This is a genomic window from Streptomyces sediminimaris (assembly GCF_047049295.1).
GTDB classification, from domain to species: domain Bacteria; phylum Actinomycetota; class Actinomycetes; order Streptomycetales; family Streptomycetaceae; genus Streptomyces; species Streptomyces sediminimaris.
In genome coordinates, this window is sequence record NZ_JBJWOT010000004.1 from 151,716 (window position 1) to 166,098 (window position 14,383).

Consider the following 14,383-nt stretch of genomic DNA (forward strand, 5'->3'; position numbering starts at 1 on the left):
GATGTCGATTTATCGCTCTATCCCTTCGCTCATTACATGTGCTAATAACCCCACTCTGGCAGGTACGTTGAAAAGGCCGCCAAACCCGGCCACCGACACACGCCACAAGGAGTGAATCCGGCAGTGAGCACGGGAGACCCCGAACGGTTCGGGCCCTTCCTCGTCCTGGAACGCCTCGGCGCCGGCGGCATGGGCACCGTCTACCTCGCCCAGTCGCCCGGCGGCCGCCGGGTCGCGGTCAAGACCCTCCACGCCGACCAGGCCGCCGACCCCGGAGTACGGGAACGCTTCCGCCGCGAGATCGACGCAGCCCGCCGCATCAGCGGCTTCTGGACCGCGCCCGTCGTCGACGCCGACCCGGACGCCGCCACCCCCTGGGTCGCCACCGAGTACCTCGACGCCCCCGACCTCGGCGAGCACGTCCGACGCCACGGACCACTGCCGGCCACCGACCTCCTGGTGCTCGCGGCCGGCCTGGCCGAAGCCCTGGCAGCCATCCACGACGCAGGCCTCACCCACCGCGACCTCAAGCCGGCGAACATCCTGATCACCGAGGACGGGCCCCGCATCATCGACTTCGGGATCGCCCGCGCGGACACCGCTGCCACCCTCACCACCGTCGGCGGCATCCTCGGCACACCCGCCTACATGTCGCCGGAACAGGCCAACGGCGCGAGAACCGGCCCGGCCAGCGACGTCTTCTCCCTCGGCGCCGCGCTCTACTACGCCGCCACCGGCACTAGTCCGTTCGGACAGGGACCGCTCCCGGCGGTCCTGCACCGGGTGGTGCACCACGATCCCGACATCACCGTGATCCCACACGCGCTGCGGCCCGCCCTGGCTGCCTGCCTGCACAAGGAGTCCGTACGACGCCCGACCGCGGCGGCCCTGCTGGCTCTGCTGACCAACTCGCCCGCCCCCGTCGACGGCGGGCGGCCTCGAGCTCCCGAGCCCGCACCGGCGGCCCGCACCCCCGCGTGGTGGGAACAGCCCGCCCCGACCATGAGGTACACCGCGCTCCTGCCCTCGGAGCAGCGTCCGTACGACGACTCTCCTGCGCCCGACGGGGCCTGGTGGTCGGTCAAGGCCACCGTGCCCGAACCCGCCGGCCCCGCCTTCGCGACCGGAGCCCGGGCCGTCACGGAGTACCGGACCGAGCACCAGGCGGAACGCGGCCACGCGCCCGGGCCCCGCGTCGACGCCGTGGTGGACGGCGATGTCGTCGAGCATGACCACTTCGGCATTGGCACCGTGATCGAAGTCGTGGGCGAAGGACTTGATGCCGTCGCCCGGGTCTCCTTCGGCCCCCAGAAGAAGATCAAGCGGCTCCAGATCCGCTACGCCCCCATGCGGAAAGTCGGCATCTGACCGGGTGTACGACGCGCACCCGTACACGGCTGCAGTGATCACTGGTATCCCTCCGGGTTCTTGCTCAGGCGTACGTCCGCGGTCGTGGCGGGCGCGCGCTGGGTGAGGAAGTCGGCGACCCGGCCCTGCTGGGCGGCAGCGGTGGCGGTGAGCTCGTCGAGTGGCGCCGCCCCCGCCGTGGCCCGGGCGGCGCGTTCCAGGGCGCCGACCTTGCGGGGACGGGCGTACTCGGCGAACACCTCGTCCAGGTGCGGGCCGGTGATCCGGACCGGTCCGACACGGCGGCCGCCGACGGTGAACGAGACGTAGTGCTCGAACCGGTCGAGCACGGCCACCTCGTCCGGGCTCGGCGTGTCCCCCCACTCCGCGGTGATCGGGGCGATCGCGCTTTTGGATCCCGCCGTGGACGCCAGCGTGGACGCGTTCTGCGTCAGCGACATCCGCACCGGGGCCGGCAGACGGCCCAGCAACTGGGTCATCCCGTGCACTGTGACCCTGAACTTGCGGAAGTCCTCGAACATCGACGCAATGGTCTCCGGCGCTGCTCCGGTCAGGGTGATCAGTTCGTCGAAGTACAGCCGGAACGGCCGCCGTTGCTCCTCAGGTGTGTCACGACGCGAGCGCACCGCCCGCAACAGGTCCCGCGCGATGAGCGCGGTCAGCAGCCGGTCGGTGGGGCCGTTCCCGGCCGGGCACACCCACACGATCAGCCCGTTGTCCATGGCGGCCCGGCTGTTGTAGACGCCGACCGGCTGACCGAGAAAGGCGCGGGTGACCGGGTTCGCGGCCAGCCGGGCGAGCGGGTTGAGGACCACGCCGAACGCATCCGGCGGGAACGTCGGAAACACCGTCTTCCACCACGCCCGCGTCTCCTCGTCCAGCAGATCCGCCACGGCGGCCAGCGCCGCACCCCTGAAGCCCGGGTCGGAGATCAGCGACCGTACGTGGAAGATGGTGGCCTGGTCCTCGCGGCGTCCGGCCTGGCAGGCGGCCTGGTTGACGGCGACCAGCACCGCCAGGCACGACGTCAGGATGGTCAGCGCCCGGGGAGCGGCGGCATCGTCCCACCCGAGGATGGCCGCGAAGGCGTCGGTGACCGCCTCGACGACGTCGTGCGGCGCCTGCCCGTGGTGCATGGCGATCGGATTCCACGAGCTCAACATCGGCGAGGGCCCTGCCGCGTTGAGGTCGATCAACGCGATCTTCTGCATCAGGTGGTCGTGGGCGAGGAACGTCGCGGCCCGCGGCCAGGAGTCGCGGTGCGGGTCGATGAACATCAGCCCGCCGCCGGCATGCGCCCGCCCGATCGCCTGCGCCAGAGCACGCTCCGTCTTCCCGCCACCGGCCTTGCCCACCCCGCACTCGAACAGCGTCTCGGCCGTGTACGTGGCGACCAGACGCTTCCGGCCGTCGGGCCCCCGGAGGATGCCCTGCAGCAGCAGATCCGGGTTCCCGAACTCGAAGGACGGCAGATCACCGGCGAGCAGCGGAAGCCGGCAGTGGACGGTCGGCGGCTTGAGCAGTCCGGTCAACTCCTCCAGACGCACCCAGTTCGCGCGGGGCGGCTGACACTGCCCGAGCTGCCAGCGGCGTTCCCAGCTGCGCTTGGTGGGCCAGTGATCGGCACCGAGCCGCCACGGCCCCAGCCGCCAGCCGCGCATCGCCCACCGCGACCGCCCGCCGAACACATCGAAACCAGCCTGGAGTTGGGCGAGTCGGGCCTCCGCGCGGCCTTCGATGTTGGACGCGCACATCACGAGGAGCTGCACGCGTACGAGGTGGTCGTCCTCGGCGAGCTTGCCGAGCGCCTCATCCCGATCCACCCGGCGCGGCACCGGCGGCATCACCAGCCGCCTCCCGGCGGATCCGTCCTTGCCGGTGACCAGCGACTGCAGGTTCCAGGCGAGTGAGTCCTCGATCCCGGTGGCGTCCTGGCGCACCCAGCGGGACGTGCGCTGGGTCTCCCGGCGCTCCTGGCGGCGGGCGGCACTCATGAGCTGCAGACGGCGAGCGCGCAGCGCCCATTTGGGGGCGCGCTGGATGTCGAGGCGGATCTCGGCGAGGTCACCCAGTTCGGCGCGCAGGTCGGACACGGCGTCGACAAGGGGCTGCAGCGGGTCGGGCTCCAGCGGCACCTCCCGCAGGGGAGAGGTGAGCTTGCCGCGCAGGATGAACTCGGCCCGCACCACGTGGTCGCGTGGCTTGTCCACGATCGGCCGGGCCCGGTCGACGGTGACGTTCGGCCCGAAGGGACTGATGGACAGCAGCCGTTCGCCGCCCGCGGGGCCCTCGACGCGGTAGCGCAGCGGCGAGGTGCCGTCCGCGCGCAACCTGATCTGCACGGTCTTCGACCGGCGCGGCGCCCACCACGGCATGCTCGTCGAGGCCCGCGACAGCTGCACACCGCGGCGGAAGATCTCCTCGAAGCCCGGGTCGAAGTGCCGGGCGGGAGTGAGCTCCAGGGCCATCCGCTCGGCGTAGGCTCGCTCCGCGAGGTGCCGCACCACCAGCTCGCCCACTGCCCAGGGAATGGCGACGGCGAGGGCGAGCACGTACCAGTGGGCGTAGAGCCAGTCGACGGCTTCGACGAGCCCGTTGATCAGTCCGAGTACCTGACCGTAGATGCCGTCGGAGGCCTGAGTCGTCAGATACGAGGCTGCGGAGTCCACGTCGCCTTTCCCTTCTCAATGGTGCGGGTGAAGTGCAGATCGGTGATGCGGCCGTCCGTGTAGGTGCCGCCGCGGTCGGTGCCCGCCCACACCAGGTGCACGACCGCCTTCGTGGGGCTGCCGTCACGGCGGGCGATCGCGGCTTGGACACGGAAACGGGCGGAGGCGAAGGCCGGAGCCACTGCCTGATGGGAGTCGCCGAAGACACGGGGCCACTTGGAGCGGCCGATCCCGGTGGCGTCCGCGCGCAGCAGGGCCCTGCCGTCGGTGAGCATCTGGCGCTCGTCTTCGGCGGGAAGGTCGGCGGGCCAGGACTTCTCCAGAACCTGCTGGATCGCAGGGTCGCCGGCCTCCCCCTCGCCGTGCGGCGGCAGCGCCGAGGCGGGCGCGGACGCGGACGTCGTGGGGGTGGAGCGCGGTCCTCCGCCTGCCGGCTCACGGGGGGTGGTCGAGGTGAGCGGCGGGGGAGTGGTCGGCGCGGTCGCGCTGGGCGGCATCACCGAGACCTTCGCGCCCTGGCCGTGCGGCACGGCCAGGAGCGCGCCCCCGGCGACGGCCAGGACGACGGTGGTGATCAGGAGCAGGCGCGGGGATCGGGGGGTGGCGGTCATAGCAGGCGGGCTCCTCCCGCGTATCCAGACATTGCGTCGACCGCGTCCAGCCGGACCACCGTGTTCGGGCGGGCGGCGTTGATCATTTGGCCGCTGCCGACGTAGATGCCGACGTGATAGATACTGGAGTCGCGGCCGGGGACGTACGCGAAGAAGACCAAGTCGCCCGGCTTGAGCGCGAACGTGCCCAGGGCGGCGGGGATCCGCTTTCCGACACCGGCCTGGTCGGCCGCGAGGCGCGGCAGACGGATCCCGGCCCGGGCGAACGCGTACTGCGTCAGCCCGGAGCAGTCGAAGCCCTTGATGGTCTCGCCGCTGAACCCCTTCGGTGAACAGCAGCTCCCGGTCGACTTGCCGTTCGCGTTGCCGCCGCCCCACGAGTAGGGCACCCCCCGCTGGGACAGCGCCGCATCAAGCACGATGCGGACCTTCGCGGACACGCTCTTCAGGTCCGGGTCCTTGGCGGCCGCGGTGTACTGGTCGATCCAGCCGAGCACGTTGGAGACGTACTCGCCCGATTGGTTGTACTGCAGGATCGCCGCCTTGAGCTGGCCACGCTGGGCAAGGTCACGCCCGTTGCCGCACAGGTAGATCGCGGCTCCGAGCGCGGCATCGTCCGCGTTGTGCGGGTCCGTCTTCTTGTCACCGTTGGCGTCCGCGCCGACGCCTTCCCAGGTGGAGGGCAGGAACTGGAAGGGGCCCACCGCCCGCTCACCTTGAGATGTGCCGTCCCACTTGCCGCCGTCGGTGTCTGGGAAGGAGGTCGTGTTGCCGCCGGCACCGGACCCGTTGAGGAGTACTCCGTAGATCTTCGGGCGGATGTCGCCGTTGTCGGCGATGTTGCGCCCAGTGGCATGGTTGGACTCGACCTTGGCGATCCCGGCGAGGATCGGCCAGCGCATGCCCTGGCACTTGGGCACGTGCTTGCCGACCTGCTGGACCGCCTTCTTGTAGGCGGTGAGCATGCGCGGCGGTATGTCCGCCGCCGAACCGCCTTCGGCGATCCCGCTGTCGTCGCTGGCGGAGACACCTGTCTTCAGTGCGACGTACGCGCTGATCGCGTTCCCCACCGGTGCCGCGCAGCACACGGCGGCGAACAGCAGCATCAGCACCATGAAGGCCCACCTGGCCTTCCGCCCGCGACGCCGGCTCACGAACCGTCACCACCGTCACCGGAGCCGCCGTCGCGCCCCCGGTTGAAGGCGTCCCGCATCCGGCGGCGCACCTCGGAGGGAGCGTCCGTCAGCCGCCGCCGGGGCGGGCGCGGCGTCGGCGCCGAGCCCGGCGAACCGGAACCGCCCGGCCGTGCCGTCGGGCCGCCGGTGGGCAGGCGACGGCTGCGGAAGGGTCCCGTTCCGCCCCTGTCGTCGCCGTGATCTCGGATCCACTGGGCAGTGCTGCGTCCCGCGTCGCCCCAGGCACGGCGGTCTTCGCGCACGGTGTTGCGCCACACCTGAACCTGCTGGCGGGCGTCCTGGGTGTAGCGCGAGCCGCCCTGCCGGGCCCGGCGCACATTCGCCGGCAGACCCGCGGTCGCCCCGTAGGCGGTCCGGCCGCCGCGGTTGAGGATGCGGTAGCCCCGGAAACGCACCAGCCGGTTGTGGGCGCGCGTGGACAACAGGGAACGGTCGGTGTTCTGGTCGTGCAGCACCTCACCGGTGTCACGGTCGACGACCTGGCCCTCGTCATCGCGATAGCGGTCCCGCGGGCCGCCGCGCCGGAGCCGGCTGCCCTGGCCGTCGCCGTCACCGCTGCTTGTGGTGTCGCCCTCACCTTCGACGCCGGTGGGCTTTTGCCACTTGGCCAGCTGCTCCTTGTCCGGCCGCTTACCGATCAGCAGCCAGCCCGCGCCCTTCGCGCCGAGGCGCGCGCCGAGCCCGCCCACGGCCGCGGCCGCGGTCAGCGGAGCGAGGCCCCGCCCGGCTTCCGCCGTGGCATCTGCGAACATCCGCCCGGTGTCGACGGGCATGCCCGCCCCGTCAACCAGCGAGGTGAGGGCGCCCATCAGCCGCTGGCGGGTGCCGAGCATGCCGAACCGGCCGCCCCCGCCTCCGGTGAAGGCGCGCAGTCCGCCGCCGTATCCGCCCATCGCCGCAGGGGAGTTCATGGCGAGAGCGGCGCCGAGCTCCGAGGTGTCGCCTGGCATGTGGGTGCCGCCGACCTTGGCGTAGCGCATCCGCATCGCCATGCGCTGGCCGAAGGATGTGATCCCGGTCAGCAGGCGGCGATGCCCGGCCGCGCCGGCGATGGCCAGCACGTCGATCAGCAGGATGCGTTCCACCATCAGGTCGGGCCCATTGGTGATGGTGGCGTCGACGGCGATCCCGAAGAACGGGACGAACGCGCACACGCCGACCATGGTCATGATCGCGATGCCCCAGATCGACAGCCACTTCCACACCGACTGGCGGGCCGGACCGGGCAGCATGCCCGCAACGAAGGTGACGCCCCCGGCGGCCGCCGCCCCGGCACACACGCCCTGGGTACCGAGCAGGACGATCGCGCTGGACAGGAGCATGCCGCAGATGAACAGGGCGGCGATCAGCAGCAGGAATGCGCCGCCGACCCGCCACCAGGTGGGTTGCTCGGCGTAGGCAGCGCACGCCTTCCCAACGTCCCCGGCCTTCTTCATGTCCGCCATGAACGCGGCGAACTCCTGGTCCTCTTCGGACACAATCGGGCTGGCGGTGTCCAGCAGATCACCGCCCGGGGTCAGCCCAGGTAGCCCGTCGCTTTCGCAGACCGATTTCGCTGCGCCGTCAAGGCCATCGCAGTTGTTGCCCGCTTCCTCCTTGTCGCGCTCGCAGTACTTCTTGGCCGGGCCGTGGACCAGCGAGCAGGCGTCCTTCGCCTTCTTATGCTTCGCGTTCTGCTCCTCGCAGTACTTCCGCGCCGGTTCCGCGACCGAGGAACAGTCGGCGTCCCCGTCGTCGCTGTTGTAGGCCTTGTATCCGCCGGCGACCCATTTCAGATGGACGGCGTACGCCTTGCGGTCGGACTTCTTGGCGGGGTCGAGGATGCGTCCGTACTCGAGCAGCATGTAAGGCTTGACGATCAGCGCATTGGTGACCGAGTCCTGGAGAGGGCGGGCCACGTCCGCTGCGGAGACGGGGGCTTCCTCTTCACGTTCCAGGCACTTGAGCTCAGCGTTGCCGGCCATGCCCGCGCACGGGTCGGTGCTGGCGATCTTGCCGCCCCAGTCGTAGGAGTTGACGCTCTCCTGGGCGACCTCGGCAGCCACCTGCTGGGTCTGCCCCAGCGGCCCGCTCTCGGCGAGCAAGTAGTCAGGGCGCACGAAAGTGGAGGCAGCGAACGCCGCGATCAGCAACGTCAGGAAGATCTCGCCCAGACCGCGGCCGACCCGGCCGCGCACAATCATGAACCCGGCAAAAACGAAACCCCAGGCCAGCAACAACCCCTTGATGCCGAGGGTGTCGACGACCACGTTGTTGTAGGCGTCGGCGACCTTCTGCGCGGGGGCGGTGAGGATCTTCAGCAGCGGAAACCGCAGGGCGACCTCGATGGACCAGCCAGCCAGTCCGACCAGGAGCCGGATGAGCGTGAACAGGCCGGACAGCGCGAAGGCGAGGGACTGCGTCTTGAAGCTGACGATCGAGCCCCCGTCCGAGCCCAACTCGTAGCCGTTGATCGGCAGACCCTCGGAGGAGTAGATGTTCAGCGGCGCGAGGAGGTCACCGGTCTCACTGCTGCTGCTCGCCGCGTATACGACCTGGCTGTTGACCAGAAGGAACACGCCGGAGAGCAGGACGACGACACCGGCCGAGCGGAGCGTGCCGCGGTCTGGACGCCACATTCAGCGCCGCCCGTGTCGAGCAGCGCCCCGGCTCCGCCACACGACGACGGCGGCCAGGCCCGCCACGGGCGGAATCACCATCCATGCCGCCCCGGCGCCCTCATGGGGGGCCTTGCCAGCAGCGGCGGACGACGTCGTGGCGGTGTGGTGGCCGCGCTCGCAGTACTCCTTGGCCGGGCCCACGATCAGATCGCACGGATCCCGGCGCGCGCCAGATTCGGTGTGAGGCTGGTCGGCGGCGAAGGCCTGTCCGGTCTGCGGCCACCACGCGTCGGGCACGCCCGCGCCCACGACCAGGGCGAGCAGGACGGCCGGGAGGGCGATCACGATCAGGGTGCCCACCGCGCGGGCGATGCGCCGGGTGCGGGATGAGGTGAACGACGACGTGGTCATGAGACGTGTTCCTTCGGTCGGGCCATGTCGGTCCCGCTGGAGGTGGGCGCGGTGCTCGCGCTCGTACGGCGGCCCGGTGTGGTGGCGATGGAGGTGGTGATCCGGTCGATGCGGGGGATGACTGCCTTGATCCGGCCCGTGTTCTGCCGCGGGCAGGCCAGCAGGAACTCCCCTTCGCGGCCGCGCTGCCCGACGGGGGACAGGCCGGTGGTCACCAGCCGCAGCAGCTCTGGATCGTTCGGGTCAAGCCCGACGAACTCCAGGCCGCGGCGGGCGCGTCCCCGGTCGGCGGTGCGGGCCAGCGCCCGGTACGCCATCAGTCCGCGGTCGGGGCCGAGTTCCTCGGCGTCGTGGGAGGCAGCGAGCAAGCCGGCGCCGTGTTTGCGGCCGTCGTGGAGGATCTCGTGGATCAGCGCGGTGCCCTCGGCGGATGAGGTGAGCCAGTACAGCTCGTCCGCGACCACCGCGGTGAACCGCTCCGGGTCCTCGAACGCGGTCTGCCTGGCAAGCGCCGCGATCAGGTAGAGCACCGCACGGCCGATCAGGGCCTCCAGCGGCTGCTGGTGCAGGACCTCCGGATTGGCGAACGCTGCCTTGGGCGGCAGTTTCAGGCCTGCGGTCGTGATCACGATCATGTCGGAGGTGCTGGAGGCGTCCAGCCGCACAGGGGGCAGGGTGGGGTCGAACACCATCCGGGCCAGGGAGTTGGTGGCGACGACGCGGACGAGACCGGCGAGCGTGGACGCCGCGTCCTGCCGCTTGCCCACCTCGCTCGTGGCCATCTCCTCCAGGACCTCCAGCACGCGGCGCATGGAGGGGGCGTCGCTGGCGGCGGCCTTCTCGACCGCGTGGTGCAGGACCTCGCCGTTGGTGCTCATCGGGCCGATGCCGAGCTGCAGGGTCAGGTAGGACAGGGCGTAGTGGCGGCCCTCGGGCCCGTCGAACATGCGCAGCGGGTCGATGGACACCTCGGCCTGAGCGGCGTCGATGATCTGAACACGGCCCTTAGCGGCGGTACGGGCGAAGGTCGCCCACTCGCGCACGGGGGTGCGGTCGATGCAGATCGCGCAGCCCCCGCGCGCCCACACCGCCTCCGCGATCAGCTTCTGCAGGACGCTCTTCCCGGCCCCCAGATCACCCACGATGCCCAGGGAGGCGCTGGCGTCGTGCTTCGGCGCGTCCGCCACGTTGATCATGACGGGGCGGGTGGTCCCGCAGTCCAGGTCGAGACCGAGGAACATGCCGTTGGGGTCGCCGACCTCCCCGAGGGTGAAGGCACCGCCCAACGCCCAGTCCTCCGAGACCTGGTGCTGCGTGAACTCCCGCACCACACCCGGCCGTGTGGTGCCCGGCAGACCGAGCAGGAACAGCGCCTCCTGCAGGCCGGCCGGGCGCACGGCCCGGTAGTCCGCGCCGCCGAGCAGAGAGGCCAACGCCCGGGCGCGGGCGTCACAGATCGCTGCGGTCGGCCCCCACACGCTCAGCACGGTCACGGACTGCACCTCGACCTCGACCGAAGTGCGCGACAGGCGGGCGTCCAGCTCACCCAGGTCGCGGGCGGCGTCCGTGAGAGAGGCGGGCATGCCGGTCGGCCGGGCGTCGTACTGGTCCGCCTGGTCGACGAGTTCGTTCTTCTTGCGCCGCACCTGCTCCCGCGCCTTCTCCGCGGGCACGAGCGTCAGGTCGACGGTGTAGTCGACGGGAAAATCGAGCGTCTCCAGCTGAGCGAACAGGTCGGCGGCATCCACGCTGACCGCGGGAGGGCACTCCGCCAGCGCCAACTGCGCCTGGTAGCCGGTGCCGGCGTCGGACTCGATCTGCAGCCACCGCCTGCGCAGCGGCGAGGCCGTCTTCACCCGCCACCACGCCTTGCGGCCCGACCGGGTGAGCTGGTCCGCGCTCTTGAGCTCGTCGACGTCGTCGAGGTCCGGGTCGATGCCGCCCTCCTGGAGGCGGACCTGCCCGAGATCGGCGTAGCTGGGGGAGTGCAGCACCCCATCACGGACCCGCCCGCCGTACAGCTCGCTGCTCTCGGCCTCGGCCAGCAGCGGCTCGTCCATACCGCGGTGCAGAGCGTGCTGGACCATCCACACGATCTCCGCCGGGCGAGCGGGGCGGAACGCGGCGCCGCCGGCGAGAGCGGCCTCCACCCGCGCAGCCTGCTCCTGGTACGCGGTCACTTCCCGCCGCGCCACCGGCGTCGGCCGCATGCCCAGCGCCGGGGCGATCTCGGCCCACATCGCGCCGACCTGAGCGGTCATCTGCAGGCCGGCGCCCTCGGTCTGGAGCGGGACCGCGAGCCACAGGGTGCGGCGGTGCATTTCCTGCCCGTCCAGCAGATCCAGCGTGGCCTCGACGTTCTCCACCCACGGGTGCGTCTGACCCGGCGGAGTATCAGAGGGCTCGATGCCCTCGATCATGCGCAGCGCGACTTCCCCCGGATCGACCCGGGCGCACAGGCCGAACAGCCGCGGCGCACCGGTCAGGGACCGCACCAGATGAGTGATCTTGGCGAGCTGTTCTTCCCGTACAGCGGCCGGCACATAGGTGCCCTGCACGGTCTCCTCGTGGCGGCCCTGCTCGTCCGGACCCGGGTGCAGCCGGTAGACGGCCCACACACTGCCGTGCGTCGACCACACCAGGTGCCCGGCGATATGACGGATCGGCACCCTCATCGCGCACCCCCCTGTTCGGCGCGCGCGAGCAACTGCTGCACACCCGACACCGGCCGGACCGGTTGAGCGGCGACGGCCGCAGGGCGAGGGCCCGGCCGCGGCCGCGACCGTGACGGCTCCCGGCGCTGCGTACGCTCGGCGGCTCGCGGCCGGGGAGCCGAAGTGATCGGCGCCGCCGGGGCGCTGCCCTCGATGACGAAGCCACCGGTCAGGGGTCGGGCGCCGTGGTCGCGGGCCGCGCGGCCGCCGATCCGGCCCCCGCGCGGCTGCCAGAACAGCAGCAGCCAGCCCAGGGCGGCCGGGAGCGGCGCGCGCCCCCCGATCTTCGGACGGCGCACCGCCCATATGCCCAGCAGCCAGGCGGCGATCGGGACGGGCCCCAGCCAGGACCACAGCGGAATCGTCTTGATGAGAACGAAGCCGCCGCCGACGGCGAGCAGGATCTGCGCGGGCGTGAACGGGCCGAGCGGGATACGCCAGTCGGCCACCTTGCCCAGCACCCACGGGTGGCGGCGGGCCGAGGTGTAGAAGCGGCCCATCCGCACGGAGGCGGTGGTCGCGGCGCTCACAGCCAACCCCCGACGCCTGCGGAGTGCTCACGGGCGGCCGGATCCTCGCCCTGCACGACACCGGGAACAGCGGGCGCCGACTTCGACGGGTTTTTGACCTCGTCCTCGAACATGTCGGCAAGGCTGTTGCGCGAGTTGTACAGGCCGAGCGCGATCACCATCAGGATCAGCGCACCGATCCCGGCCTTCAACGAGAACTTTTGGATCATGATGACGACGACGAGCACGAGCAGACCGGCCTGCAGGCCCTTGGTCGCCCAGGTCTCGAACATGTTGATCCACGAGTTGCCAAGGTCGTCGAGCTTTCCGGCGAGCAGCACACCGGTCATGACCGGGCACCCCCCGCCTTCGCGGTGCCGGACTCCAGCCCGGTGACTTCCCAGCGGCCCGAGCGGGCCTTGAGCGTCAGCTCGTACGCCAGCGGCCACCGCCCCGCACTGTCGCGGGCCTCGACCTCGGCCATCACCCGCACCTGGGTTCCGTCCGCCGGGACGGACTCGGCGGCCGCCTCCAGGTCGGCGGCCAGCATCTGCTGGACCGTGACCGTCTGGTACGGGGCGGGGGAGACGGGCGACAGACTCACGCCGGGCGCGAGGTAACGGTCGACCTCACCAGCTCCCGCCAGATACGCGGCCAGGAACTCCCCAACCGTGGACGACACATCGCTGTCCGTCGGGACGGTCACCGTGTACGGCGACTGAACCCCCTTGGTACGGGCCGGGCCGGCCACCACCCCGGGGGCAGCGGACACGGTGAACGAGGCGCCGCTTGAGTCGGAGACAACCGGCACCGCGAAGTAGCGCACCGAGCCGTCGGCGTACTGCGCAGCCACCGTCACCGACCACGCCGTGCCGGTCTGCTGCGCACTGCGCACCGCCACGACCGAGTCCGGCTCGGGCTGCGCAGCCGCCGTCTCGGGAAGATCGACATCCGGGGCCATCGACTGCGCAAGCCGGGCCTGCGCAGTGCTCTCGGCGCCTGCGCGGCTGCGCAGCCACGCGCCGAGGAACACCGTGGCGTACCCGGATGGGTTGGCCGACACGGTCGTCTTCACGGTGGTCGGCTTCGTCGCGGGGGCGGCACGGACCACGGTCGCGGGCGTGGCCACGGCGACGGCCAGCGCGATGGGGCCGGCCGACACCGCAGCCCACACGCCCAGACGGCCCAGGCGGACCCGGCGCCGCATCTGCTGCAGTCGAGCCCCCGCAGCGGTCGGAGGAGCAGCGTGCTCCTCCGCTGCCTGCATGGCAGGAGACATTCCAAACTCCCAGGTCAGAGCGAGTTGTTGCTTCTGACCCGAGGCAACCCGTCGACCCCGACCCGACCACCGACCACGAAGGCCCGACCACGATCACGAAGGGGACACAAACCCGTGGTCTGCGCCATGGTCGCCCCGACCACAGACCCGACCACGACATTTCGCACCCCAGGGAGTCCAGCTCCGATGCGCCGGATCACACGGCGATCGGTGCGGGCGGCGCCCAGTGCGCAACGCGGGGTGAAGCCCGCGGGCGCGCAGCCCCCGGACTCCCGCGCCGGGGGACTGCGCAGCGGCAGACGGATGCGCAGATGGCTCCCGATCACCCGGGCGGAGGCTGCGCACTCACACGCGCACGTCGATTGCGCACGATCCGCGACCCGGTGCGCAACGTCTGCGCAACGGCCCGCGCGCGGCTGCGCAGTCGGCAGAGCGCACCGATTGCGCAGCCGGAACGGAGCGTCGTTCAACGCGGGCCGCGGGCCGCAAGTCGGCAGCCGGGCCGCCGAAGCGGGCGGCCTCAATCCGTGCCGGAATCTCCGAGGATGGCGTCGCGGACCGCGGCAGCCATCACACGGAACGTCCCGGAGAACGCTCCGCCGATCGCGGCCAGGCCGGCCTTCTTCGCGAAGTCCTTCCGATCCGCGGCCTTGTCCCCGGCCTCCGTGACGGGCTGCGCCGGACGCACATCTGCCTCCGCGCCGGACGGATCCGGGCTGGGGGCGCCCTGCTCGTTACTCACTTTGCTCCTCCAAGAGCTGGATCGGATCGGAACCGTTCGCCGTACCGGACCGGGACGGCGATGAGGACGATGGAGAACTCAGGGGTTAGCGCCGCAACTCGGCGTATCGGCGCGGTTCTGCTGCAGGTCCGCGTCACGACCAACGCGAGGCTGGGGCGCGAGCCCTCGACCCACCCGGCCGTGTCGGCATCCGTCGGTTGGGGAGATGCCGCTCGGTGCCTCGGATGGCCGGGCACGCAAAAGCCCCTGCCGGCGTGGCAGGGGCTCGCGTTGAGTCTTAAGAG

The 14,383-nt window shown here is 71.3% G+C and carries 11 protein-coding genes; 1 reads left to right on the forward strand and 10 read right to left on the reverse strand.

Going from position 1 to position 14,383, the window contains the following annotated elements:
* The first annotated feature begins 123 nt into the window (after window positions 1–123).
* A complete protein-coding gene (locus tag ACJ9NR_RS41340) occupies window positions 124–1,368 on the forward strand; it encodes a serine/threonine-protein kinase (protein ID WP_412512951.1) in 1,245 nt (414 codons plus the stop codon).
* A gap of 38 nt (window positions 1,369–1,406) precedes the next feature.
* Here ACJ9NR_RS41340 and ACJ9NR_RS41345 read toward each other — a convergent pair whose 3' ends face one another.
* The 10 genes from ACJ9NR_RS41345 to ACJ9NR_RS41390 all read right to left on the reverse strand — a co-directional run bounded on the left by ACJ9NR_RS41345 (window position 1,407) and on the right by ACJ9NR_RS41390 (window position 14,099).
* Window positions 1,407–4,037: a type IV secretory system conjugative DNA transfer family protein gene (locus tag ACJ9NR_RS41345; RefSeq protein WP_412512952.1), complete on the reverse strand. Its 2,631-nt coding sequence runs from the start codon at window positions 4,035–4,037 to the stop codon at window positions 1,407–1,409.
* A complete protein-coding gene (locus ACJ9NR_RS41350) occupies window positions 4,013–4,648 on the reverse strand; it encodes a hypothetical protein (protein ID WP_412512953.1) in 636 nt (211 codons plus the stop codon). The genes ACJ9NR_RS41345 and ACJ9NR_RS41350 overlap by 25 nt, the downstream gene beginning before the upstream one ends.
* Window positions 4,645–5,763 (reverse strand): C40 family peptidase, encoded by a 1,119-nt coding sequence (locus ACJ9NR_RS41355; protein ID WP_412512954.1) that lies wholly within the window; start codon window positions 5,761–5,763, stop codon window positions 4,645–4,647. Before ACJ9NR_RS41355 ends, ACJ9NR_RS41350 begins: the two co-directional genes overlap by 4 nt.
* A 35-nt stretch (window positions 5,764–5,798) precedes the next feature.
* Window positions 5,799–8,462, reverse strand: coding sequence for a hypothetical protein (locus ACJ9NR_RS41360; RefSeq protein ID WP_412512955.1), 2,664 nt, complete (start codon window positions 8,460–8,462; stop codon window positions 5,799–5,801).
* Window positions 8,463–8,855 carry a hypothetical protein gene (locus ACJ9NR_RS41365; RefSeq protein WP_412512956.1) on the reverse strand — a complete coding sequence of 131 codons (393 nt, stop codon included), beginning with the start codon at window positions 8,853–8,855 and terminating at the stop codon, window positions 8,463–8,465. It abuts the gene before it with no gap.
* Window positions 8,852–11,530: an ATP-binding protein gene (locus ACJ9NR_RS41370; protein WP_412512957.1), complete on the reverse strand. Its 2,679-nt coding sequence runs from the start codon at window positions 11,528–11,530 to the stop codon at window positions 8,852–8,854. The genes ACJ9NR_RS41365 and ACJ9NR_RS41370 overlap by 4 nt, the downstream gene beginning before the upstream one ends.
* The gene (locus ACJ9NR_RS41375) at window positions 11,527–12,069 is read right to left on the reverse strand and encodes a hypothetical protein (protein ID WP_412513010.1); all 543 of its coding nucleotides are present in this window, start codon (window positions 12,067–12,069) and stop codon (window positions 11,527–11,529) included. Before ACJ9NR_RS41375 ends, ACJ9NR_RS41370 begins: the two co-directional genes overlap by 4 nt.
* A gap of 26 nt (window positions 12,070–12,095) precedes the next feature.
* Entirely contained in the window at window positions 12,096–12,428 is a 333-nt protein-coding gene (locus ACJ9NR_RS41380) for a hypothetical protein (RefSeq protein ID WP_412512958.1), read from the reverse strand.
* Complete coding sequence (locus tag ACJ9NR_RS41385) at window positions 12,425–13,285, reverse strand: conjugal transfer protein (RefSeq protein WP_412512959.1); 861 nt, start codon at window positions 13,283–13,285, stop codon at window positions 12,425–12,427. Before ACJ9NR_RS41385 ends, ACJ9NR_RS41380 begins: the two co-directional genes overlap by 4 nt.
* Before the next feature lie 592 nt (window positions 13,286–13,877).
* Complete coding sequence (locus ACJ9NR_RS41390; protein WP_412512960.1) at window positions 13,878–14,099, reverse strand: hypothetical protein; 222 nt, start codon at window positions 14,097–14,099, stop codon at window positions 13,878–13,880.
* Window positions 14,100–14,383 lie beyond the last annotated feature (284 nt).

Bases quoted from the DNA above. Each gene is read 5' to 3' on its own strand.
- ACJ9NR_RS41350 (WP_412512953.1), bottom strand. From the start codon at position 4,648: ATGACCGCCACCCCCCGATCCCCGCGCCTGCTCCTGATCACCACCGTC.
- ACJ9NR_RS41355 (WP_412512954.1), bottom strand. From the start codon at position 5,763: ATGGTGCTGATGCTGCTGTTCGCCGCCGTGTGCTGCGCGGCACCGGTG.
- ACJ9NR_RS41360 (WP_412512955.1), bottom strand. From the start codon at position 8,462: ATGTGGCGTCCAGACCGCGGCACGCTCCGCTCGGCCGGTGTCGTCGTC.
- ACJ9NR_RS41365 (WP_412512956.1), bottom strand. From the start codon at position 8,855: ATGACCACGTCGTCGTTCACCTCATCCCGCACCCGGCGCATCGCCCGC.
- ACJ9NR_RS41370 (WP_412512957.1), bottom strand. From the start codon at position 11,530: ATGAGGGTGCCGATCCGTCATATCGCCGGGCACCTGGTGTGGTCGACG.
- ACJ9NR_RS41375 (WP_412513010.1), bottom strand. From the start codon at position 12,069: ATGGGCCGCTTCTACACCTCGGCCCGCCGCCACCCGTGGGTGCTGGGC.
- ACJ9NR_RS41380 (WP_412512958.1), bottom strand. From the start codon at position 12,428: ATGACCGGTGTGCTGCTCGCCGGAAAGCTCGACGACCTTGGCAACTCG.
- ACJ9NR_RS41385 (WP_412512959.1), bottom strand. From the start codon at position 13,285: ATGCGGCGCCGGGTCCGCCTGGGCCGTCTGGGCGTGTGGGCTGCGGTG.